We start from the raw sequence: 21,169 nt of genomic DNA, 5'->3' as shown, positions 1-21,169 counted from the left end.
AAATGTTCGGGCGCGATGCCGACGCCGCGTTCCAGACTTGGCATCTCGCCAGCTACGTCGATCGCATCGCCGCCGCCGGCAAGGCGGTCAAGAACCTGCCGATGTTCGTCAACGCCGCTCTGCCCAGCCGCCCGGACGTGTGGCAGTCACCCGACAGCTACGCCTCGGGCGGCCCCGTGCCGGCCATGCTCGACATCTGGAAGGCCGCCGCGCCGAGCATCGATGTCGCCGCGCCCGACATCTACAATCCCGATCACGCCGCCTATCTGAAGTTCCTCGATCTCTATCGCCGCCCGGACAATGCCCTGTTCGTGCCCGAAACCGGCAATGCCCGCGCCTATGCGCGCTATTTCTTCGCGGCGATGGGGCGCGGCGCGATCGGCTTCTCGCCCTTCGGCATGGATGAGACCGGCTACCTCAACTTCCCGCTCGGCGCGGAGAAGCTCGACGACGAGACCGTCGAGGCATTCGCGCTCAACTATCGCCTGTTCGACAAGGTGCGCTCCATCTGGCCCGCGCTCGCGCTGGAGGGGAAAACGCAAGGGGTGGCCGAACCGACCGATCCCGCCGCGAAGCACCGGCAGGAGATGCGTTTCGGCCGCTGGCGCGCGACCGTCACCTTCGGCCGCCCCCAGTTCGGCACCGACGAGCCCAAGGGCAATGCGGTCCCCTCGGGCGGGGCGGTGATGGCGGCGCTTGGCGCGGACGACTTCCTCATCGCCGGCACCCATGCCCGCGTCGAACTCGACCTCGCCGAGCCGCAGCCCGGCGAGCAGACGCAGGTCCTGCGCGTCGAGGAAGGGCATTATGACGCGCAGGGGCACTGGGTGTTCGAACGCGTCTGGAATGGCGACCAGATCGACTGGGGCCTCAATTTCACCGCAACGCCGCAGCTCCTCCGCGTAAAGCTCGCGACGCTCAAATAAGTTCGCCGCAACCGAAAAGGGCCGCCCCATCGGGACGGCCCTCCTCGGCAAACCTATGCGGTCGATTAATTCGTGCCGTCGGCCCCGCCGCGATCCAGCTTGCGCACTGCGTCATAATGCATCTGGATCTTGGGTGCGGTCTCGGCGGCCAGCGTCTTCAGCGCCGGCGTGTCGCCATCGTCGGCATAGCTCTTCATCACGGTCAGCGCTTCCTGATGCGCGGCCGTCTGCTGATCGAGATAGACCTTGTCGAAGTCCGCGGCCGACGCGCTCTTCAGATTGTCGATCAGGCCCTGGCGGCGATCGTCGAGCGCGGTCGGCGGCGTCGCTTGCACGTTCGCGCTGGCCAGCGTCGCCTTCAGCTTGGCGGTGGTCGCGGTATGATCCTTGATCATCATCTGCGCGAACGCCTTCACGTCGGCCGACTTCGACTTATCGAGCGCGATCTTGCTCGCCTCGATCTCGTACATGTCGCTGATCGCGGCGGCGGTCACGAAGTCGGGCGTGCTGTTGACCATCGGCGCGCCGGCGGCGCCCACGCCCTGCGCGGCGGTATCCTCGGCCATGGTCGTGCCCGCGCCATTGCCCATGCCGGTTTCGTTAGCCGGCGTGGAATCGGTCCCCGCGCCGCACGCGGCCAAGGTCAGCGCGGCGGTCGTCGCGAAAAGGAAAGTACGCAGCATCCGGTCCTCCTGTTAATTCCGGCAGCAACGCGGCATCGGCGGCAGCGTTCCGGAAAAGCAGAAAATTCCGATACATAACTTATGTTAGTCCGATACTTGCTCGGCCCACTCCGTTATAAGCAGGCCGTACGTCTCACGGCGCCAGCAGATAAAGCCGCTTCGCGCGGTAATCCCACACCGTCTTATAGTTGCGAAGGAAGACGTAACCGAGCTCAAGCTCGGTATCCTCGGTGATCCCGACCGACTTGGCGCTCGGCGACGGCCCCTCCTCGACCTCGATCGCCGGGAAAGTGGCGGCGGCCATGCCCGCGATGCGGACGCCGTGCAGGTCGAATGCCTCGGGATCCTGCGTCGGCTTGATCAGCCCGGCGGCGACCAGCCGCTGCCGCTTCTCCTCGGAAATTGCGAGCGAACCGTTCATGCCCGTGTCGAGACTGACGATCGCGTCCAGATCGCCGATGCGCGCCGGCAGCAGCGGAATGTTGGGCAGCTTGCGCGTCTCGAACGGCAGCACCGCGATGACCGTCTCGCCCCTGGTGAACGCCTCCGGACCGCCCTTGTAGAAGGTCGCCGTCAGCCGCCGGTAATCGAGCTTCATCGCGTGGCTCGCGAACGCCGCTTGGCCGACCCAGCCGAGGAAATCGGGCGTGATCCGCTCCAGCATCCGCGCGTCCTGGCTCTGCACGTTGGTGACGCGCGGATAACGCAATGCGCCGATGCGGACGCCGTCGACGCCCGCCTGCAACCGGATGTCGAACGTCTGGCCGCTGCCGAAGAAGCCCGTGCCGATCTTCGTGCCACCAGTCATCGGCACGCGATGGTCGTTGATGACGAAGGGTTCGCCCATGCCCGTGTCGAGCATCAGCTTGCCTTTGACCCCGGCGACCTCGCCCTCGATGAACGGATATTCGCGGACCATGACGATCGGCAGGGTCACGATCTCGCCGGCCAGCCGCACCTCCGGCGCATGCGGGACGGCGGCCGACGGCGTATCGGCGGCGGCGACCGGCGCGGCGACCGCTGCCAGCACCATCAGCGCGATCGCCCGAAAGCGGCGGGAAGCGAGCGAAAGAGTGGGGGTTCGCGTGTCACGGATCATGCCGCCGCCCTACCCGCACACCCCGGACTGACAATGCCCGGAACTCCGCGCCGCTGCGGAGGCCGGTCAAACGGCCGGGGCGGCATTCGCCCTCCCGCGTCGTAGCCTTGACGACCGGGCCGACGCTCCACCGCCGACATCCCGATTGCGGCAACCGCGTCCAACAGGCCCCACGCGCGCCGGATCGACGCGTGGAGCCTGCGAACGGCGTTTAACGGGCGAAGCCGTGCATGCGCAGCCAGCTCGCGAATGCCTCGAACCAGCCCGTGCTCGTCGTCTTCTTCGGATACATGCCGAAGCCGTGCCCGCCCTGTTCGTACAGGTGGAACTCCACCGGCTTCTTCGCCTTGCGCCAGCTGTCGACCAGTCCGTAATCGATCCCGCCGAACAGCGGGTCGTCGGCGGCGATCGCGACGAACAGCGGCGGCGCATCGGCCGGAATGGTCACGGCGGACAGCGGTCCGTAAATGTCGCCGATGAAGGCAGGCTTGGCGTCCTCACCCTTCAGCGTGGTCGCGACGGTCAGCATCGCGCCCGCCGAAAAGCCGACCATGCCGATCCGGTTCGGATCGACGCGCCATTCCGTCGCGCGCTTGCGGATCAGCGCGAACGCGGCGCGCGCATCGGCGATCTGCGGCGCCAGCCGATCGGCCGCCGCTTCGGGCGCGGGCCGCGTCCCCGCGACGCCCGCGAACATCGCGCGCATCGATTCTTCGAAACCGGCCATGTCGCGCGGCGTCTGGTTCAGCCGGTATTTGAGCACGAACGCCGCGACGCCCCGCGCCGCCAGCGCGCGCGCCACGTCCCAGCCCTCATTCTGCATCGACAGCGTGCGGAAGCCGCCGCCCGGCGCCACCACCACCGCCGCGCCCGTGGCCTTGGCCGGATCGGGCAGGAACGGCGTCAGCGTGGCCACGGTAACGTTGCGCGCGAAGACGCTGCCATATTGGCTGTGCCAGCTTTCGTTCACGGTCGCGCCGGGCAGCGGGCCGGTATCGAGCGTGATCGCGTCCGGCTGCGCCGGGATCGCGATCGGCGTCATCTTGTCGGCCTGCGCCTGCGCCGCCGGCGCGAGCGCCCATCCGGCCGCGATCGTGGCGGCGGCCAGCGCGATACGCGCACGTCCAAGGGGTCTCGCGCGTTTTCCCGTCTTCATCTCGTTCATGGCCCTCTCCCTTTTTGATGATCGCTGCCGGATCACTTGGCCGGCGGCGGCACCGAAACGCCCGCTTCGGTCTGCGTCACGGGCTTCATCGTGCCGTCCGGATTGTACTGGAGATATTCGACGGTCACCGCGCGCCGGCCGATCGCGCCGCTCATGTCGTCGACCGCCAGGTTCGCATTGTGCAGGAACAGATACCACTGCCCCTTGAACTCGGCGATGCCGGGATGGATCGTGAAGCTGTACTTGCCCGATCCGGTCAGCTCGCCGCGATAGGTCCACGGCCCCTTGATCGACGGTGCCGTCGAATAGGAAATCTTCTCGTCGCGATGCTTGGACCGGTCGAGCGAGGCGTAGGTCAGGTAATACATCTTGCCGCGCTTGTGCAGCCACGGCCCCTCCTCGAAATGCGGCGGCGTGATCTCGGTGATCGGGCCGTCGATCTCGATCATGTTGGGCTTCAGCTTGGCGATGTAGCACTGGCGGTTGCCCCACGCGATCCACGTGGTGCCGTCATCGTCGGTGAACACCGTGGGATCGATGTCCTCCCAGCTGTGCGTCCCCTTCGGGGTCATGTCGTTGCTGATCAGCGCCGATCCCTTGGCGTCGACGAACGGGCCGGTCGGCGAATCCGACACCGCGACCGCGATCGCCTTGCCCGGCTTGGTCGCGTCATGCTCGACCGCCGCGTAGAACCAGAATTTGCCGTTCTTCTGGATGGTCTGCGACGCCCAGGCGTCCTTCTTCGCCCATTTGAAGTCGGTGGCCTTCATGATCGGGCCGTGGTCGGTCCACGTCTTCATGTCGGTGGTCGAATAGACGAGCCACTCGCGCATGTTGAACATCTCGTCGCGCTGCGCCTCGTCATGGCCGGTATACAGATACAGGCGGTCGCCGACGACCAGCGGCGCGGGATCGGCGGTGAACTTGTCGCGGAACAGCGGATTGGAACCGGGCGCGATGGGAGCCGCGGCCTGCGCCGTAGCCGGAACGGCGGATGAGAACGCTACCAGAGACAATGCCGCAAATATTGCTCGCTTGGTCTTCATCGCCACGTCTCTCTCCAGAATGTTTCGATCGACAATAGTCCGACAAATAGGATCGTCAATCGGCGGCTGGACCGGCATTTCGCGCGCCCCCTCGCAAAATCGCGCGGCCGTCGCTATGTGGCGCCCACTCCCATGGCAACGACACTCCCCTCCCCGCCCAAGGTCGGCATGGTGTCGCTCGGCTGTCCCAAGAATCTGGTCGACAGCGAGCGTATCCTGACCAAGCTGCGCGCCGACGGCTATCAGATGTCGCCCGATTATGCGGGCGCCGACGTGGTGCTGGTCAACACCTGCGGCTTCCTCGATTCCGCCAAGGAGGAGAGCCTGGAGGCGATCGGCGAGGCGATCGCCGAAAATGGCCGCGTCATCGTCACCGGCTGCATGGGCAAGGAGGCGGAGCTGATCCAGGCGCGCTTCCCGCAGGTCCTCGCCGTCACCGGCGCGCATCAATATGAGCAGGTCGTCGGCGCGGTCCATGACGCCGCGCCGGTGCCGCCGTCGGCCTATCTCGACCTCGTCCCCCAGGCGCGCGACGACGGCCGCGATCTCAAGCTGACCCCGCGCCACTACAGCTATCTGAAGATTTCGGAGGGCTGCAACCACCGCTGCTCCTTCTGCATCATCCCCGCGCTGCGCGGCGACCTCGTCAGCCGCCGCCCCGACGCGATCCTGCGCGAGGCGGAGAAACTGGTCGCCGCCGGCACGCGCGAACTGCTGGTCATCAGCCAGGATACCAGCGCCTACGGGCTCGACCTGCGCCACGCCGCTTACCCGCTGAAGGGCGGTGGCGAGGTGCGCGCCGACATGACCGATCTCGCCCGCAATCTCGGGCAATTGGGCGCGTGGGTCCGTCTCCACTACGTCTACCCCTACCCCCACGTCGACCGCGTCATCCCGCTGATGGCGGAGGGGCTGGTGCTCCCCTATCTCGACATTCCGTTCCAGCATGCCAGCCCGCCGGTGCTGCGCGCGATGAAGCGCCCGGCCAACGACGCCAAGGCGCTCGACCGTATCCGCGGCTGGCGCGCGATCGCGCCCGACATCGCGATCCGCTCGACCTTCGTGGTCGGCTTCCCCGGCGAGACCGAGGACGATTTCCGCTACCTGATGGACTGGCTGGAGGAGGCGCGGCTCGACCGCGTCGGCGCCTTCCGGTTCGAACCCGTCGAGGGCGCGGCCGCCAACACCCTGCCCGGCGCGGTGCCCGAGGAGGTGAAGGAGGAACGCTACGCCCGCCTGATGGCGCTCACCGCGCGCATCTCGGCCGAAAAGCTCGCCGCCAAGGTCGGCCGCACGCTCGACGTGATCATCGATGCCGCCGATGCCGTCGGCGGCGCCTCCGGCCGGTCGATGGCCGACGCGCCCGAGATCGATGGCGAGGTCCTTCTGCGCGACACGTCGGGCCTCCAGCCGGGCAATGTCGTCCGCGTCCTTATCGAGGATGCGGACGAGCATGATCTGTTCGGCGTCCCCGCCTGACCGCGCCTCGGTTCGAACCGCGCGCACCTGTCAACTTCGTCAACTTCGCCCGCCAATCCGGGCCGGATGGAAACCGCCGCTCGTCCTTCCTACATGCCCGCTATGACCTCTTCCCCCATCGATCGGACGCTGGCCTTCACCATCCCGGCGCGCAGCGCGCGCGGCCGGCTGGTCCGGCTGGGCTCGACGCTCGACGCGATCCTTTCCGCGCATAACTATCCCCCCGCGATCGAGCGTGTGCTGGGCGAGGCGCTGGTGCTCGCCGCTCTGCTCGGCGCGACGCTCAAGGATTCGACCGGCCAGCTCACGCTCCAGGCGCAGACCGAGGGCGGGGTGATCGAATTGCTCGTCGCCGATTATCGTGGCGGCGAACTGCGCGGCTATGTCCGCCACGATCCCGATCGGCTGGGCGAGCTGCCTGCCGATCCCTCGCTCTTCGCGCTGTTCGGCAAGGGCTATCTCGCGATCACCTTCGATCAGGCGCTGACCGGCGAGCGCTATCAGGGCATCGTTCCGCTCGAGGGCACGTGCCTCGCCGATGCGGCGCAGGCCTATCTCGCCCAGTCCGAGCAGATCCCCAGCCTGATCCGCATCGGCGTGGCGCGCACGCCGGCCGGCTGCGTTGCGGGCGGGCTCATGCTCCAGCATTTGCCGGAGGGCGAGGAGGGGCGCGAGCGGCTGCACGTCCGGCTCGATCATCCCGAATGGGAGCATGTCGCGGCGCTCGGCGGCAGCGTGCGCGAGCCCGAGCTGGTCGATGCGGACCTGCCGCTCGAAACGCTGCTGTGGCGGCTGTTCAACGAGGAAGAGGTACGCACGCAGGCCGGCCCGACGCCGGTCAAGGGCTGCCGCTGCGATCCCGATCATGTCGCGAGCGTCATCGCCCGCTTCCCCGAGGATGAGCGATTGGCGATGGCCAATGAGGCGGGCGTGATCGAGGTCGATTGTGAATTCTGTTCGAAGCGCTTCGCGATCGAGCCGCTGGCCGCATGACCGTTAACCGCGCGTTTAGAGCGACCGTCGTACAGACGAATCGTGCCCTTTCGGCACTGTCCTCCCTAGAGGCCCCATGGGCCAAACTTCGGGCCGTCTGTTCAGGCGGCCCTTTCTTTTGCGCGGGCGCTCTCGATCGCCTATCCGTCGCATCATGACGACAGATGCGGCCGATTCCGCCGCCGACACCGCGCTGGTGCTGGTGTCGGGGGGACTTGATTCGATGGTGGTGGCGGGCCTCGCGGTCGAGGCGGGCCTGCGGCTGGTCGCGCTGACGATCGATTATAACCAGCGCCATCGGGTCGAGCTTCAGGCGGCGGCGCGGATCGCCGCGCATCTGGGGGCGGTGCGCCATGTCGTGCTGCCGCTCGATCTCACCCGCTTCGGCGGATCGGCACTGACCGATGCCGGGATCGCGGTGCCGAAGGAGGGCGTCGGCCCCGGTATCCCCTCCACCTACGTGCCCGCACGCAACACCGTCTTCCTCAGCCTGGCGCTCGGCATGGCCGAGGCGAGCGGCGCGCGCGAGCTCCACATCGGCGTCAACGCGCTCGATTATTCGGGCTATCCCGACTGCCGGCCCGACTTCATCGCCGCGTTCGAAGCGATGGCCAACCTCGCCACCAAGGCGGGGGTCGAGGGCGATCGCTTCCGCATCCGCACCCCCCTGCTCGCCATGACCAAGGCCGACATCGCGCGTGAGGCGGCCCGCCTCGGGCTCGACGCGGGGATGAGCTGGTCCTGCTACGATCCGCAGCCAGGTGAACTGCACTGCGGGCGTTGCGACAGCTGTCGCCTGCGCGCCAAGGGCTTCCGCGAGGCGGGGCTGGCCGATCCCACCCGCTACGCCGTCGCGCCGGAATAAGGCGCCGCACGATGAGCTACGCGGTCAAGGAGATGTTCCTGACGCTGCAGGGCGAAGGGCTGCAGGCGGGCATGCGCGCGGTCTTCCTCCGCTTCGCCGGCTGCAACCTCTGGTCGGGGCGCGAGGGCGATCGGGCCCGCGCCGAATGCACCTTCTGCGACACCGATTTCGTCGGCACGGATGGGGACGGCGGTGGCCGCTTCGCCGATGCCGATGCGCTCGCCGACCGCGCTTGGGGGTTCTGGTTGCGCGACCTGGATGCACCCGGCGGGCAGCCGCTGGTCGTCATCACCGGCGGCGAGCCGATGCTCCAGCTCGACGCTCCGCTCGTCGCCGCGCTCAAGGCGCGCGGTTTCCGCGTCGCGATCGAAACCAACGGCACGCTGCCGGTGGTGGACGGGGTCGACTGGATCTGCGTCAGCCCCAAGGGCGGCACCGCCATCCGCCAGCGTTCGGGCGACGAGCTCAAGATGGTCTGGCCGCAGCCCGGCCTGGACGTGGCCGAGATTGAGCGGTGGGATTTCGCGCATCTGCTGGTCCAACCGCTCGACGGGTCTGACCCTCGGGCGGCGCACGCCGCCTGCGTCGATTTCGTGCTGCGTCACCCGCGCTGGCGGCTATCGCTCCAGACGCACAAGATGATCGGGCTGCGCTGACCTTCCTCAGGCGTTGCCGCTGACCGACGCCAGCAACCGCACGTCGATCCCGGCCGAGGCGAAGGCGCGCAACCACCGCTCCGGAGCCGCCGTCGCGAACATCAGTTCCTCGTCCCACGGCACGGTGAGCCAGCCATGGCGCCGCATCTCCCCGTCGAGCTGCCCCTCGCCCCAGCCGGCATAGCCCAGCGCCACCAGCCATTTCGCCGGCCCCTCCCCCTCCGAGATTGCCCGCAGCACGTCGAGCGTCGTGGTCAGGCCGAGATCGTCGGTCACGCTCACCGTATCCTCGCCCTGCCAGTCGGACGTATGCAGGACGAAGCCACGCTGCGGATCGACCGGCCCGCCGACATGCACCGGCGCGTCAGGGGCCACGCCGGGCGCGATATCGAGCTGCTTGAGCAAGGCGTGGAGCCGCAGCCTCGGCACGATCTGGCCGATGCCAATGCCCATCGCGCCGTCGGGATGATGCAGGCACAAAGCGATCACCGCCTGCTCGAACCGTGGGTCGCCGATGCCGGGCAAAGCGAGCAGGAATTGTCCAGACAGCGAGATGAAATCTTCCTGTGGCACGGCAGCAGTATAAACCCGACACCCGGCGGGTCCACCCACCGCCGCCGCCCTTTCGACGAGACGCCGCCGCTGGTAGGGCGGTACGAATGACCGAGGAGACACGGACGATGACCATCGCGGCAGGCGACACGCTGCCCCCGGCCACGCTCACACGGATGACCGCCGCCGGCCCCGAAAAGGTCGAAACCCAGGCCTTTTTCGCCGGACGGCGCGTCGCCCTCTTCTCGGTACCCGGCGCGTTCACGCCGACCTGCTCGGTCCGCCATCTGCCCGGTTTCGTCGAGCAGGCAGACGCGCTGCGCGCCAAGGGGATCGACGAGATCGTCGCCACGGCGGTGAACGACGTCTTCGTGCTCGATGCCTGGGGCAAGGCGGCGGGGGCTGAGGGCAAGGTGACCATGCTGGCCGATGGCAATGGCGAGTTCGTCCGCGCGCTGGGCCTCGATTTCGACGCCTCCGCTTTTGGCATGGGGCGGCGCGGACAGCGTTTCGCGATGGTCGTCAACGATGGCGTGATCGAGCATCTCTTCGTCGAAGCACCGGGCGAGTATCGCGTCTCGTCCGCCGCGCACCTGCTCGGCGCGCTCTGATCGGCATGGCAACCTCCGCGAGCCTCGCCCATGTCGATGCGCTGGAGGCGATCCACCGCGAGTCGGTGAACGCGCTTCGCACCGCGCTGTCGCGTTATCTGGCCGATGGCGAGCGGCCCGACCCGGCCGATCGCGCCGCCGGGCGCTTCTGCTACCCGGAAATCCGGGTCCGCTATGATGGACGCCGCGCCGCCTCCTCACCCGGCCGCGCCTTCGGCCGGCTGCACATTCCCGGCGACTATGCGGTCAGCGTGACCCAGCCGGCGCTGTTCCGCGATTACCTCGCCGAGCAGCTCGACTTGCTGATCGAGGATTTCGGGGTCGAGATCACGGTCGGACGCAGCGACGAGGAAATCGCCTACCCTTACGTGCTCGACAGCGAACTCGACCTGACCGGCGCGGCTGCGGCCGAGCTGGCGCGGATTTTCCCGGCGACGGAGCTGCGCCATATCGGCGACGAGATCGCCGACGGCATCGACACCGCCGGTCCTGGCGCGCCGCGCCCGCTTGCCTTGTTCGAAGCGGGCCGCGTCGACTTCAGCCTCGCCCGCCTGCGCCATTATACCGGCACGCCGCCCGCGCACCTGCAGAAGTATATCCTCTTCACCAACTACCATCGCTACGTCGACGAATTCGTCCACTGGGCGCATGCCGAACTCAATGCCGGCAAGGGCTACACGCTGCTGAGCGGCGCCGGCGGGATGGAGATGCGCCCCGGCGATGCCGATCCCGCCGCCGCGATCGCCGACAGCGCGTGGCGCCGCCACCAGATGCCGGCCTATCATCTGGTCGCGCCCGATCGATCGGGCATCAGCCTGGTCAATATCGGTGTCGGGCCGTCGAACGCGAAGACGATCACCGATCATCTCGCGGTGATGCGGCCGGAGGCATGGCTGATGATCGGCCATTGCGGCGGATTGCGGCCAAGCCAGCGGATCGGCGACTATGTCCTGGCGCACGCCTATCTGCGCGACGACCATGTCCTCGACGATGTGCTGCCGCCCGAAATCCCGGTGCCCGCGATCGCGGAGGTGCAGGTGGCGCTCGGCCGCGCGGCGGAGGCCGTTTCAGGCCAGAGCGGCGACCAGCTCAAGGCGCGGCTGCGCACGGGCACGGTGGTGACGACCGACGATCGCAATTGGGAGCTGCGCTACGCCAGTTCCGCATTGCGCTTCAGCCAGAGCCGCGCGGTCGCGATCGACATGGAATCCGCGACGCTAGCGGCGCAGGGTTTTCGCTTCCGCGTCCCCTACGGCACTCTCCTGTGCGTATCGGACAAGCCGATCCATGGCGAGATCAAGCTGCCGGGGCAGGCCAATCGCTTCTACGAACGCGCGATCGCCGAACATCTCCAGATCGGCATCGCCGCGCTGGAGGAACTGCGCCATGTCGGCCACCAGCTCCACAGCCGCAAGCTGCGCGCGTTCAACGAGCCACCCTTCCGCTAGGCAAGCGTGAGCCGGTTTCGTCCTTCGGCCTTGGACCGGTAAAGCGCCGCATCCGCCCGCCCCAGCAAGGTATGCAGGTCGCGATCCTCCTCACGCAGCGCCGCCAGACCGAAGCTTGCGGTAACGCGGTGCGCGTCGGGAAGGTCGGGGGTCAGGCCAGCGATGCGCAGGCGCAACTCTTCCATCGCCCGGCACGCTCGCACGGGATCGGTGTCGGCCAGCATCATCGCGAACTCCTCGCCCCCCATGCGCGCGACGATCGCGCGCCGGTCGGCCCCCGGCATCAACGCCTGGGCGACCTGACAGAGCAATCGGTCACCGGCGGGATGGCCGAAGCGGTCGTTGACCAGCTTGAAACGGTCCAGGTCCATGAGCACCAATACCAGCGTCCGCTCCTGTGCCCGGGCGCTTTCGAACAGGGCACGGCCCCTTTCCTCGAACCCGCGCCGATTGAGGAGGCCTGTCAGCATATCCGTCGCCGCCAGCCGCCGCGCGCGATCGGCGAGATCGGCGGCCAGCAGGATGATCGCGAACAGGCCGATGCCGACCAAAGCGGCGGGCATGACGAGCATCGCGCTTTCCACCACGACGCGCGCGTCCATCGTCACGTGTTCCACCACCACGCCCAGCAGCAGCAGCGCGGCGGCGGCACTGGCAACGGACAGCAGCAGAAGCCCGCCTTCGGCGACGCGTTCGGCCACGCGCTCTCCCCGCCGCCGTCCGCGCAAGGGGCGCGCCGCGAGCCACAGCATCACCGCGTTGAACAGGTTGAGCGGGATCAGCATTTCCGCCAGCCCGGCGCCGGCCAGCACCAGGGCGATCTGCACCGCCGCATGCCCCGCCGCGGCCGGAATCATCCAGCGGTCGTGCCGTGTCGATCCCGACCGCGCGCGAAATCCCATCGTGTTGAGCAGCGACGCGAAGCCCATGACGGCGAACATCACGGTGCGCAGCCAGTCCCATGAAGGTCGGGCGAGCACGATCAGCCCGATCAGCCAGATAATCGTCGCAAGGCCGAACGCCCCGGCCCACATCGCGATATGACGGGGCCGATCGAAGTCGCGCCATGCCAGTGCCATGACCAGGGCCATCGTCATCGTCGTAGAGACCAGCGCCACCCGGACGAACAGAGCGGTGTCCATCATGCGCTGTCGGGCGCCTGCGTCGTCCGGTCACGCCCGGCACGCTTCGACAGATAGAGCGCGTGATCGGCGCGTTCGAGCATGGCTTCGATTGATTCGTCGGGCCGCCAGTCCGCCACGCCGAAACTCGCGCGCACCGCCAGTCCCGGATGGCCGTCGATCGCGAGGTCGCGCATCCGCTCGCGCAGCGAGTCGATCCGCTCGTGGGCCGCAGGCCCATCCATGCCGGGAAGCAGCATAGCGAACTCCTCCCCGCCCACGCGGGCGACGCAATCCTCAGGGCGTAGCCCATCCGATACTTGCCCGGCGAAGCGGGCGAGCACCGCATCGCCGGCCGCGTGCCCATATGTGTCGTTGATGTGCTTGAAATGGTCGATGTCCGCGACCGCGATCGCCAGCGGCCGCCTGCCCCTGCGCTGGAGCCGTCGGATCGCGTCGTCAAATCCAAGCCGGTTCAGCACGCCGGTCAACGGATCGGTATGGACGAGACGTCGGAGCTCGACCGAGAAATCATGCGCGGTGAGGAGCAGCGTGAACAATGCGATCGCGGCACAGGCCGGCGCGACCGTAACGGCATAGAGCAATACATAGGCGCGATGCCCTGCGAGCCAGCCGATTTGCTCCGCGCCCGCCAGCGAGGCGGCGATCAGGTGGACGCTCACGATCGCGCCCAGAACGCCGGTCATCGCCGCCTCGATCGTGAAGTCGTGGCCGTCGCGGCGACGCACCATCGTCGCGGCCCACCCCAAAGCGGTCGCGGCGAGCAGCGGGTTGATCGCGGCACGGATCGCCACGCGCGGCGGCGGCGCGGTCGCGATCAGCAGGGTCGCGCCGATCATGGCGATTGCCGGCAAGACCCACGGCGCGTGCAAATCCGCCCGGCGCCGGAACCCCTCCGCGAAGAGCAAGGGGCTCGCCATGCCGAACAGATCGGCGATCACTCCCCCGTGAAGCGGTCGCCCGGCGAAGATCCCCTGCCCGGTCATGATCGCCCATTGCATGGCCCCGGCCGCGAACGCCGCCGCCCAGAACAGGCCGTGGCGCGCGCGGCTGAGATAAGCATGGACCAACAGTTGCGCGATGGCAGCCATCGCCATCAGCAGGCACGGCCCCACGGCGATCAGAAGAGAGAAAATCGACATCGCGGAGTCGCTGCGCCCCCCGCTTGCCCCCTTACGAAACAGGAAAAAGCCGCAAATGTCCCAGTCGTCAAGCGCGCAGGACCGCGCCTGACCGATCAGGCCGCCAGAAGAAAACGGGAGATTTCGGCCCCGAGGCCGGGCTGCAGCACCGCTGTCATGTGGTTGCCGGGTATCTCGGCGAGTTGCCCCCGCGCCAGGCTGCGCGCCAGGTCGGCGGCCGAGCCGTTATCGTCGTCATCGACACCGCACAGGACGAGGATCGGCGCATCGATCGCCGCGAGCTCCCCCGCTTCGCTATCGACGAAACTGTCGAGCAGCGGCCGCATGGCGGCGGGATCCCCCCCGGTGCTCTTCAGGAACGCTTCCGCCATATAGGCCCCGGAACCGCGTGGATGCGTTCCCAGGCCGGCCAGCATGTCACGAAAGAAGTCCGCGCGCAGGTGCGTGTCGAGCATGCCGCGCAGCCCCATGCCCGCAACCACCGCGCGGCGCGGCGCGGCGCCCGCGATCATCATGCGCAGCGTAGTCCGCCCGCCGAGCGAATAGCCGCCCAGATCATAGTCGCTCAGGTTCAGATGCCGCACGAGCGCCGCGCCGTCGCGTGCCAGCACGTCCGGCGGATAAGCGGCGGCATCGTGCGGCGCCTCGCTTTCGCCATGGCCGCGCAGGTCGGGCATAATCACGCGAAAGCCGGCCCCGGCCAAAAGCGCGGCATGCCCGTAGCGGATCCAGTTAACCCAGCCGTTCGAGAACAGACCATGGATCAGCACCAGCGGCCGACCGGTCCCCAACTCGCGATAGGCGAGGCGGACACCGTCGTCGGCCTTGAAATATTGAACCGGGTAATCAGTCGGGGAGCTTGCCAACGTGCTTCATCCAGCGATCGACGACGGAGGAGTTTTCGTCCGAGCGTAGGCCCGGAAGGTGCGACGTGTCCTGCCATGCGGGCAGGATGCTTTCGGACGCATAATTGTGGACCGGCCTGAACCGCGCCGGGTCATCGAACGATCCCAGCGTCAGATCGATGTTGGTCGCATCCTCAACGAAGCGGAAGCCGAGCGGCGTGCCGCACCCCGCGCAGAAGGGACGCTCGGCGATCGGCGAGGATCGATACCAGTCGGGCTCGCTGTCCCACGTCACCGCCGTGATGGGCAGGTTGACGAACGCGATCGAGGCGCCGCCGGTCGCGCGGCGGCACATCGTGCAATGGCACAGATAGGCGTCGTCGCTTGCGACCTCGGCCGAATATCGGACGCGCCCGCACTGGCATCCGCCCGTCATCGTCTTGACCATGGGCCCACCTTTCGGCTTGGGCGATTGCATGGGATGGTGCCGCTGGCAAGGCGGGCCGGGAGAGATGCCGAGGGCTGAGGGAGCCTCGCGTGCCGCACAATACCGATCTGTTTTCGGACCAGACCGCACAGCGGCACACGCGCGCGGAGGACATCTACGCGCTCTTCATCGGCTGCGCGCTGATCGTCCTGGGGATCGTGTGCCTCCACGCCGCCGGGCTCGTCACCGGCGGGGTTGCGGGCGTGGCGCTGCTCGTCTCCTACATCGTGCCGCTGTCGCCCGGATGGCTGTTCACGCTCATCAACCTGCCATTCTTCCTGCTCGCGCGCGCGGCGATGGGCACGGGCTTCATGCTCAAAACCATCGTGGTCAGCACGGGCGTTACCGTGCTGACTTTGCTCAGCCCCAGCCTGCTGCGGTTCGACTTCGTCGATCCGCTGTTCGCGGCGCTGTTCGGCGGCACCGTGATCGGCATGGGCGTGCTCAGCCTCGCGCGGCATCAGGCGGGCGTCGGCGGGACGGGCGTACTCACGCTCTGGCTGCAGAAGAAGCGCGGCTGGAATGCCGGGCGCACGCAGCTCGCCATCGATTGCTGCATCATGGTCGTGGCGCTGTTCGCGCTGCCGCCGGCACAGGTGCTGCTGTCGGCGGTGAGCGCGGCGGCGATGTCGAGCGTGCTGATCACCTTCCACCGCCCCGGCCGCTACACAGGCTATTGATCGGCGGTCAGCGGGCCCTCAGCCAGCGCCGTGCCGCGAACGCCACGCCGCCGATCGCGCCGATCCCGGCCAGCGCGGCCAACAGAAATCCGCCGCCAACCCATAAGGCGGCCCCGACCAGCATCAGCATGAATTCGCCGATCGCGAGCGTCGCGTTGACCATCAGTCGTCCGGTCCGACGAATTCCGCCACGATCCGTCCCCCATCCGGAAGCAGCGTGCCGCCCGCATGCAGCCGGCAGGCCTCCTCCGCCTCCTCGGGCGTCGGACAGACCTTGATCTCGCGCCAGCCGAACCAGCGCCGGGTCTGCGCGATGTACCAGTCGCGGTAGGCACGCCCGGCGAACATCGCCTCGATCGCGCCCTTGCGCTGGTGGATCACACGGTATCGGGTCGCCATCTCTACTCCGCCGCCAGCAGCCGTTCCGCCCCGCCCAGATCGACCGAGACCAACCGGCTGATACCCCGTTCGATCATCGTCACGCCGAACAATCGGTGCATCCGGCTCATCGTCACCGCATTGTGCGTGACGACCAGATACCGCGTCTCGGTCTCGCCCGTCATCGCGACGAGCAGGTCACAGAAACGCTCGATATTCGCATCATCCAGCGGCGCGTCGACCTCATCCAGCACACAGATGGGCGCGGGATTCGTCAGGAACAAGGCGAAGATCAGCGCGACCGCCGTCAGCGCCTGCTCGCCGCCCGACAGGAGCGTCAGGCTCCCCAGCCGCTTGCCGGGCGGCTGCGCCATGATCTCCAGCCCCGCATCGAGCGGATCGTCGCTGTCGATCAGCGCGAGATGCGCCTCGCCGCCCGCGAACAAGGTGGTGAACAGCCGGCGGAAATGGCCGTCGACCGCCTCGAATGCGGCGAGCAGGCGCTGCCGCCCCTCGCGGTTGAGGCTGCCGATCGAACCACGCAGGCGATTGACCGCCTGATGAAGCTCGTCGCGCTCGGCGATGCTGGTCGCGCGCGTCCCATCCAGCTCGGCCAGTTCGCTTTCGGCGACGAGGTTGACGGGGCCGATCCGCTCACGGTCGGCAACAAGTGCGTCGTGCCGCGCCGCCTCCTCCGCAGCCGATCGAAGCGCGGTGGGATCGAATCCCACCCTGTCCGCCAGCACGGCGGCGGGGCATTGGAAGCGCTCGCCCGCCTGCTGCGACAATTCGGCGCGGCGACTTTCCTGATGCTCGGCGCGTGCCTGCGCACCTGCACGCGCCTCGCGCGCGGCGGCGAGCGTTTCGCCCACGCCCGCCACCGCCGCCTCGATCCGGCGCAGTTCGGCTTCGCGGGCAAGCTCGGCCTCGCGCGCGAGGCGTGCCGCCGCTTCGGCTGCGTCGGCTTCCCCCGCCAGCGCGGCCAGCGCGCGTTCCAGCGCGGCCGGACGGTCGGCCAGCGTCCCCTGTTCCTTGGCGATCGCCTCGCCCCGCTTGGCCATCTCGGCGATGCGGCGCGCGGCGTCGCCCGCGCGCGACTTCCAGCCCTTGGCCTCGGCGCGCGCGGCCTGCTGCCGGCGCAGGTCATGCTCGATCGACTGCGCCAGCGCGAGCGCTTTGCCGCGCGCCTCGGCCAGCCGTGCCCGCGCCGCCTCGGCCAGTGCACCCAGCCGCGCTACCTCCGCGCGGGAGCCAGCGCCATCGGGGAGCGTCGCCCGCGCCGCCTCGGCCGCCACGAGCGCATCCCGCGCGTCCGCCTGCTCCTGCTCGATCGGGCCACACCGGCTTGCGAGCGCGGCGGCGGCGGCACCGCGGCGTTCGATCGCCGCTGTCGCCTGATCCTCGTAGCGCCGCGCCTGGCGCAGCGCCTGTTCGGCGGCCGCGATCGTCCCGCGCGCCGCATCGATCGCACCACGCGCTTCGGCTTGCGCCCGCGCGGCGGCGTCCTGCGTCGCCCTAGCGGCCTCGACCGCGTCGCGGGCGCTGGGCAGTTGCGCGGACAGTTCGGCGTGGCGGTTGGCGCGGATAAGCCGCTCCGCCGCCGCAGCGCCGACATCGTTCGCGAAATAGCCGTCCCAGCGCCGCAGCCGGCCGTCGCGCGTCACGATCCGCTGGCCTACCGCGAGCGGGACTCCCTCATCGACGTCGACCACGCCGACCTGCGCCAGCCGGCGCGCGAGCGCCTCGCCCCCCTTAACGTGGAGCGCGAGCGCCTCGACACCCTCGGGCAGCGGCGGATCGGCGGGATCGGCCGACGCACCGGCCCAGCCACGCGCCCCGCCGGGCGCCAGCGGGGCGTCGAGATCGTCGCCCAAGGCCGCCGCCAGCGCCCGTTCATAACCGGGGGCCACGGTCAGCCGGGTCAGCGCGCGGTCGCCCTTCACGTGCGACAGCGCGCTTGCCAGCGCCCGTGCCTCGCTTTCCAGCCCGGCCAGCGTCGCGCGCGCGGCGGCGCTCGCGCTTTCGGCCGCCTCGCGCGCCTGCGCAGCTTCGTCGCGCCGCGCTTCCGCATCCGCCAATGCCTTCGCCAGTACCCCAAGCTGCGCGTTAGCCCGCGCATGCGCGTCACGTGCACTCTCCAGTCGCGCGAGCAGCGGGGCTTCGCTCTCGAGCGCGGCGGCTTCCCGATCGATCTGCGCGACCGCCGCATCGGCGCGCGCCGCGCGCTGGCGAGCAGCGACGACCGCGCTTTCGGCTACGCGCATCTCGGCCTGCTCGGCGGCAGCGGGCGCCATCGCCTGCGCGGAGGCTACGTCGGCATCGCGGGCGGCGCTTTCCGCCTCGCCGACCGCCGCATTCATCGCGTCCTTCTGATCCTCGGCAGCCGCCAACGCGCGGGCGAGATCCCGCTCTTCGCCCGCGAGCCGTTCGAGCGCGGCAGCGGCATCGACCGCCAGCGTATCCTCACGCGCGCGATCCCCCGCCAGCGCCGCCGCCTGTCGGCCGAGTTCGTCGAGGCGGCGCTCGACCGAGCGTTTCTCCTGCTGCACGCCGTCGACCTTGAAGCGCGCGCGGCTCGCCGCCTCGCGCGCGGTCTCGGAGCCGGACCGCGCCTCCGCCAGCGCGGTGGTCGCGGCGGTCGAATGTGCGGCGGCGGCGCGCTGCGCCTCGCTAGCTTTTGCGACGGCCTCCTCGGCGGCATTCGCTTCGGCCCGCGCGGTTTCGGCGGCTGCGGCGGCCTCGCGCCAGCGCGCGAACAAGGCACGCGCCTCGGCCAGGCGGATCTCCTCCGACAGCGCGCGATAGCGTGCGGCGGCCTTCGCCTGCCGTCGCAGCGCCGCCATCCGCGTATCCATCTCGCCCAGCAGTTCATCGAGCCGCTGGAGGTTGGCATCGGTCGCGCGCAGCTTGATCTCCGCCTCGCGCCGGCGGACGTGGAGCCCGGCAATGCCCGCCGCCTCCTCCAGCATCTGGCGGCGCTCGACCGGCTTGGCGGCGATCACCCCCGCGATCCGCCCCTGGCTGACCAGAGCGGGCGAATGCGCCCCCGTCGCGGCATCGGCGAACAGCAAGGCCACGTCGCGCTGGCGCACGTCCTTGCCGTTGATGCGATAGGCGGAGCCAGCGCCGCGCTCGATCCGGCGGACGACCTCGGTCTCCTGGCCGTCCTGATCGGTCAGCAGCGACACCTCGGCAAAATCGCGCGCGGGCCGACTGGCGGTGCCGGCGAAGATCACGTCCTCCATCCCGCCGCCGCGCAGGGACTTGGGGCTCCCCTCGCCCATCACCCAACGTATGGCCTCAAGCAGGTTGGATTTGCCGCAACCGTTCGGGCCGACCACACCGGTCAGCCCGGGCTCGATCAGCAGTTCGGCCGGTTCGACGAAGCTCTTGAACCCCGCGAGCCGCAGCTTCCTGATCCGCATGGCCCCCGCCCCCGGATCCGTGACGGCGGCTTAAGCGCCGAGCGCCTGACGCAGCAACGGTTCGAGCTGCTCCCAGCTTGCCGTATTGGCCTGGAGCTGGCCGTTGATCAGGAAGCTCGGCGTGCTGTTGACGCCCAGCTCGCCCGCCTGCTGCTGGTGCTGGGTCAGCGCGTCGAGCGCCTTCTGGTCGGACAGGCAGGCCTGCGCCTGCGGGCGCGACAGGCCGCGCGCGCCGAAGAAGCCGAACGCCCCGGTCCGATCGGCGAGAATCTGGAATTGCGTGGCCGGCGGCGCGGACTGGAGCATGGTCTGCAGCGCCTGCTGCTCGGCCTGCGGCAGCTTGGTCAGCTTATCCAGCATCTCTTCCTGCGCGGCGAACAATTGCGGCTTGAGCGTGAAGAACGGGTCCGCACCGCGACAGTTGATCAGCAAGGTCAGCGGCGCGTCGGGCGCGTGCAGGAGGAGCGAGCGATATTCCCAGCTCACCCGGCCCGACTTGACGTATTTCTCGATCAGCGGGGGGGCGCCCGTCTCCTCGAACACCTTGCAATGCGGGCAGGTGTAGGACGCATATTCGATCAGCTTCACCGGCGCGTCGGGATTACCCATCCGGAAACCGCCCTCGGGCGTGACCGCGACGACATCGCTCCACGCCTTGCCGGCCGGCGGCGGCACCGCCGCGACGGGGGTGGCCGGCGCGGTGACCGCCGACTTGTCGTCCGAGCAGGCCGACACCGCGAGCGTGGCGGCGGCGAGGAAAGCGAGAGTGCGGATCATCGAGCTGTTCTTTCCGTGGGTGTTATTTGAGTGCGGCCGTGAGCGCGCTATCGAGCGTGGCCCAGTTGGTCACGCCGGTCGCAAGCGTGCCGTTGATGAGGAAGGCGGGCGTTCCGGGAAAACCGGGCCGCTTCCACGCTTCCTCTGCCTGCGCGACAAGCACCTTCTGTTCAGAGGCGTTACCGGCGCAATCGCGCACTTTCTGCGGCGTGAAGCCCCGGCCAGCCAGCATCGTCGCGAAGCCCGCGCCATCGGCCAGCAGAGGCAGGAGCCGCTCGGGCGGCAATTGCTCCTTGGGGGCTGACTCGCGCGCCCAGGCGGCGCTTTTCTCCATCCACGCCTGCTGCTGCGCGAACAGCACCGGCGTGAGGTCGAAGAACGCCGCCGGGCCGTTGCAGCGCGCCACCATCGACGCCGCGAAATCGAAGCCGTCGCGCAGCGCGTGGCGCACCTCGTAACTGACCATTCCGGTACGGATATATTTGGCGGTGAGCTGTGGGATCGCCTCCCCCTCCACCGCCGCGCAGTGCGGGCAGGTCAGCGAGAAATACTCGACCAGCTTCACCTTTGCGGCGGGATTGCCCTGCACGAACGCGCCCGCCGGCGTACGCGACGTCACTTTCGACCAGTCGCGCGCCGGGGCGGCGGGGGCGGGCGCCACCGCCAGTAAGATGGTGGCACACGCAGCGGCGGCGTTGCGGAGCAGGCTCAATCGTTCCGTCCCTTGATCGTGGGCTCGCCGACCCTGGGCGGCCCGCTGCTCGCCGCGA

General features: G+C 68.9%; 22 protein-coding genes. 8 read left to right on the top strand and 14 right to left on the bottom strand.

Translation table 11 applies throughout. From position 1 onward, the window contains the following. Positions 1 to 926: DUF5597 domain-containing protein (locus ACOJSF_RS11580; RefSeq protein ID WP_420142353.1), on the top strand; the 926-nt coding region annotated here is incomplete at its 5' end. 65 nt (positions 927 to 991) lie between these two features. Here ACOJSF_RS11580 and ACOJSF_RS11575 read toward each other — a convergent pair. The 4 genes from ACOJSF_RS11575 to ACOJSF_RS11560 form a co-directional block, all read right to left on the bottom strand. Further along, positions 992 to 1,609 (bottom strand): DUF4142 domain-containing protein, encoded by a 618-nt coding sequence (locus tag ACOJSF_RS11575; RefSeq protein WP_420142352.1) that lies wholly within the window; start codon positions 1,607 to 1,609, stop codon positions 992 to 994. 133 nt (positions 1,610 to 1,742) lie between these two features. Then, positions 1,743 to 2,708 (bottom strand): hypothetical protein, encoded by a 966-nt coding sequence (locus ACOJSF_RS11570; protein ID WP_420142351.1) that lies wholly within the window; start codon positions 2,706 to 2,708, stop codon positions 1,743 to 1,745. Between the two features lie 211 nt (positions 2,709 to 2,919). After that, the gene (locus ACOJSF_RS11565; RefSeq protein ID WP_420142350.1) at positions 2,920 to 3,873 is read right to left on the bottom strand and encodes an alpha/beta hydrolase; all 954 of its coding nucleotides are present in this window, start codon (positions 3,871 to 3,873) and stop codon (positions 2,920 to 2,922) included. Between the two features lie 32 nt (positions 3,874 to 3,905). Beyond that, positions 3,906 to 4,889, bottom strand: a complete 984-nt coding sequence (locus ACOJSF_RS11560) for a glycoside hydrolase family 43 protein (RefSeq protein WP_420142349.1) — start codon at positions 4,887 to 4,889, stop codon at positions 3,906 to 3,908. A 162-nt stretch (positions 4,890 to 5,051) separates the two neighbouring features. Between ACOJSF_RS11560 and rimO the strand changes: the two genes are divergently transcribed. The 4 genes from rimO (at position 5,052) to queE (ending at position 8,912) form a co-directional block, all read left to right on the top strand. Continuing rightward, positions 5,052 to 6,398 carry a 30S ribosomal protein S12 methylthiotransferase RimO gene (rimO, locus tag ACOJSF_RS11555; RefSeq protein WP_420142348.1) on the top strand — a complete coding sequence of 449 codons (1,347 nt, stop codon included), beginning with the start codon at positions 5,052 to 5,054 and terminating at the stop codon, positions 6,396 to 6,398. 102 nt (positions 6,399 to 6,500) lie between these two features. Then, a complete protein-coding gene (locus tag ACOJSF_RS11550; protein WP_420142347.1) occupies positions 6,501 to 7,391 on the top strand; it encodes an Hsp33 family molecular chaperone HslO in 891 nt (296 codons plus the stop codon). Positions 7,392 to 7,545: 154 nt separating this feature from the next. Next, on the top strand, positions 7,546 to 8,256 hold the full coding sequence (gene queC, locus ACOJSF_RS11545) for a 7-cyano-7-deazaguanine synthase QueC (RefSeq protein ID WP_420142346.1): 711 nt from the start codon (positions 7,546 to 7,548) through the stop codon (positions 8,254 to 8,256). Positions 8,257 to 8,267: 11 nt separating this feature from the next. Further along, positions 8,268 to 8,912 (top strand): 7-carboxy-7-deazaguanine synthase, encoded by a 645-nt coding sequence (gene queE, locus ACOJSF_RS11540; protein WP_420142345.1) that lies wholly within the window; start codon positions 8,268 to 8,270, stop codon positions 8,910 to 8,912. 6 nt (positions 8,913 to 8,918) lie between these two features. On the opposite strand, the gene ACOJSF_RS11535 is transcribed toward queE, so the two are convergent. Next, positions 8,919 to 9,485 carry a YqgE/AlgH family protein gene (locus tag ACOJSF_RS11535; RefSeq protein ID WP_420142344.1) on the bottom strand — a complete coding sequence of 189 codons (567 nt, stop codon included), beginning with the start codon at positions 9,483 to 9,485 and terminating at the stop codon, positions 8,919 to 8,921. 107 nt (positions 9,486 to 9,592) lie between these two features. On the opposite strand from ACOJSF_RS11535, the gene ACOJSF_RS11530 reads away from it, so the two are divergent. After that, positions 9,593 to 10,075 carry a peroxiredoxin gene (locus tag ACOJSF_RS11530; protein WP_420142343.1) on the top strand — a complete coding sequence of 161 codons (483 nt, stop codon included), beginning with the start codon at positions 9,593 to 9,595 and terminating at the stop codon, positions 10,073 to 10,075. Between the two features lie 5 nt (positions 10,076 to 10,080). After that, entirely contained in the window at positions 10,081 to 11,523 is a 1,443-nt protein-coding gene (locus ACOJSF_RS11525) for an AMP nucleosidase (protein WP_420142342.1), read from the top strand. On the opposite strand, the gene ACOJSF_RS11520 is transcribed toward ACOJSF_RS11525, so the two are convergent. The 4 genes from ACOJSF_RS11520 to ACOJSF_RS11505 all read right to left on the bottom strand — a co-directional run bounded on the left by ACOJSF_RS11520 (position 11,520) and on the right by ACOJSF_RS11505 (position 15,100). After that, on the bottom strand, positions 11,520 to 12,668 hold the full coding sequence (locus ACOJSF_RS11520; protein ID WP_420142341.1) for a diguanylate cyclase: 1,149 nt from the start codon (positions 12,666 to 12,668) through the stop codon (positions 11,520 to 11,522). The two genes, ACOJSF_RS11525 and ACOJSF_RS11520, sit on opposite strands and share 4 nt — an antisense overlap. After that, positions 12,665 to 13,807, bottom strand: a complete 1,143-nt coding sequence (locus ACOJSF_RS11515; RefSeq protein ID WP_420142340.1) for a diguanylate cyclase — start codon at positions 13,805 to 13,807, stop codon at positions 12,665 to 12,667. Before ACOJSF_RS11515 ends, ACOJSF_RS11520 begins: the two co-directional genes overlap by 4 nt. Positions 13,808 to 13,902: 95 nt before the next feature. Then, positions 13,903 to 14,673 carry an alpha/beta fold hydrolase gene (locus ACOJSF_RS11510; RefSeq protein ID WP_420142339.1) on the bottom strand — a complete coding sequence of 257 codons (771 nt, stop codon included), beginning with the start codon at positions 14,671 to 14,673 and terminating at the stop codon, positions 13,903 to 13,905. Further along, a complete protein-coding gene (locus tag ACOJSF_RS11505) occupies positions 14,654 to 15,100 on the bottom strand; it encodes a GFA family protein (protein ID WP_420142338.1) in 447 nt (148 codons plus the stop codon). The genes ACOJSF_RS11510 and ACOJSF_RS11505 overlap by 20 nt, the downstream gene beginning before the upstream one ends. 89 nt (positions 15,101 to 15,189) lie before the next feature. Here ACOJSF_RS11505 and ACOJSF_RS11500 point away from each other — a divergent pair, with 89 nt between their 5' ends. Next, complete coding sequence (locus ACOJSF_RS11500) at positions 15,190 to 15,819, top strand: YitT family protein (RefSeq protein ID WP_420142337.1); 630 nt, start codon at positions 15,190 to 15,192, stop codon at positions 15,817 to 15,819. Between the two features lie 7 nt (positions 15,820 to 15,826). On the opposite strand, the gene ACOJSF_RS11495 is transcribed toward ACOJSF_RS11500, so the two are convergent. The 5 genes from ACOJSF_RS11495 to ACOJSF_RS11475 form a co-directional block, all read right to left on the bottom strand. Beyond that, the gene (locus tag ACOJSF_RS11495; RefSeq protein WP_420142336.1) at positions 15,827 to 15,982 is read right to left on the bottom strand and encodes a hypothetical protein; all 156 of its coding nucleotides are present in this window, start codon (positions 15,980 to 15,982) and stop codon (positions 15,827 to 15,829) included. Further along, on the bottom strand, positions 15,982 to 16,218 hold the full coding sequence (locus ACOJSF_RS11490) for a hypothetical protein (protein ID WP_420142335.1): 237 nt from the start codon (positions 16,216 to 16,218) through the stop codon (positions 15,982 to 15,984). Before ACOJSF_RS11490 ends, ACOJSF_RS11495 begins: the two co-directional genes overlap by 1 nt. A gap of 2 nt (positions 16,219 to 16,220) precedes the next feature. Continuing rightward, complete coding sequence (locus tag ACOJSF_RS11485; protein ID WP_420142334.1) at positions 16,221 to 19,622, bottom strand: chromosome segregation SMC family protein; 3,402 nt, start codon at positions 19,620 to 19,622, stop codon at positions 16,221 to 16,223. Positions 19,623 to 19,652: 30 nt separating this feature from the next. Beyond that, positions 19,653 to 20,399 carry a DsbA family protein gene (locus ACOJSF_RS11480; RefSeq protein ID WP_420142333.1) on the bottom strand — a complete coding sequence of 249 codons (747 nt, stop codon included), beginning with the start codon at positions 20,397 to 20,399 and terminating at the stop codon, positions 19,653 to 19,655. A gap of 22 nt (positions 20,400 to 20,421) precedes the next feature. Then, positions 20,422 to 21,169: DsbA family protein (locus tag ACOJSF_RS11475; RefSeq protein WP_420142332.1), on the bottom strand; the 748-nt coding region annotated here is incomplete at its 5' end.

This window comes from Sphingomonas sp. (assembly GCF_048594985.1).
Classification (GTDB): Bacteria; Pseudomonadota; Alphaproteobacteria; order Sphingomonadales; family Sphingomonadaceae; genus Sphingomonas_I.
This window is presented reverse-complemented; position numbering and strand designations above follow the sequence as displayed.

Excerpts from the sequence above, each read along its gene's own strand:
- ACOJSF_RS11570 (WP_420142351.1), bottom strand. The coding sequence starts at position 2,708 with ATGATCCGTGACACGCGAACCCCCACTCTTTCGCTCGCTTCCCGCCGC.
- rimO (WP_420142348.1), top strand. The coding sequence starts at position 5,052 with ATGGCAACGACACTCCCCTCCCCGCCCAAGGTCGGCATGGTGTCGCTC.
- queC (WP_420142346.1), top strand. The coding sequence starts at position 7,546 with ATGACGACAGATGCGGCCGATTCCGCCGCCGACACCGCGCTGGTGCTG.
- queE (WP_420142345.1), top strand. The coding sequence starts at position 8,268 with ATGAGCTACGCGGTCAAGGAGATGTTCCTGACGCTGCAGGGCGAAGGG.
- ACOJSF_RS11530 (WP_420142343.1), top strand. The coding sequence starts at position 9,593 with ATGACCATCGCGGCAGGCGACACGCTGCCCCCGGCCACGCTCACACGG.
- ACOJSF_RS11480 (WP_420142333.1), bottom strand. The coding sequence starts at position 20,399 with ATGATCCGCACTCTCGCTTTCCTCGCCGCCGCCACGCTCGCGGTGTCG.
- ACOJSF_RS11520 (WP_420142341.1), bottom strand. The coding sequence starts at position 12,668 with ATGATGGACACCGCTCTGTTCGTCCGGGTGGCGCTGGTCTCTACGACG.
- ACOJSF_RS11565 (WP_420142350.1), bottom strand. The coding sequence starts at position 3,873 with ATGAACGAGATGAAGACGGGAAAACGCGCGAGACCCCTTGGACGTGCG.
- ACOJSF_RS11575 (WP_420142352.1), bottom strand. The coding sequence starts at position 1,609 with ATGCTGCGTACTTTCCTTTTCGCGACGACCGCCGCGCTGACCTTGGCC.
- ACOJSF_RS11495 (WP_420142336.1), bottom strand. The coding sequence starts at position 15,982 with ATGGTCAACGCGACGCTCGCGATCGGCGAATTCATGCTGATGCTGGTC.
- ACOJSF_RS11505 (WP_420142338.1), bottom strand. The coding sequence starts at position 15,100 with ATGGTCAAGACGATGACGGGCGGATGCCAGTGCGGGCGCGTCCGATAT.
- ACOJSF_RS11515 (WP_420142340.1), bottom strand. The coding sequence starts at position 13,807 with ATGTCGATTTTCTCTCTTCTGATCGCCGTGGGGCCGTGCCTGCTGATG.
- ACOJSF_RS11525 (WP_420142342.1), top strand. The coding sequence starts at position 10,081 with ATGGCAACCTCCGCGAGCCTCGCCCATGTCGATGCGCTGGAGGCGATC.
- ACOJSF_RS11490 (WP_420142335.1), bottom strand. The coding sequence starts at position 16,218 with ATGGCGACCCGATACCGTGTGATCCACCAGCGCAAGGGCGCGATCGAG.
- ACOJSF_RS11485 (WP_420142334.1), bottom strand. The coding sequence starts at position 19,622 with ATGCGGATCAGGAAGCTGCGGCTCGCGGGGTTCAAGAGCTTCGTCGAA.
- ACOJSF_RS11550 (WP_420142347.1), top strand. The coding sequence starts at position 6,501 with ATGACCTCTTCCCCCATCGATCGGACGCTGGCCTTCACCATCCCGGCG.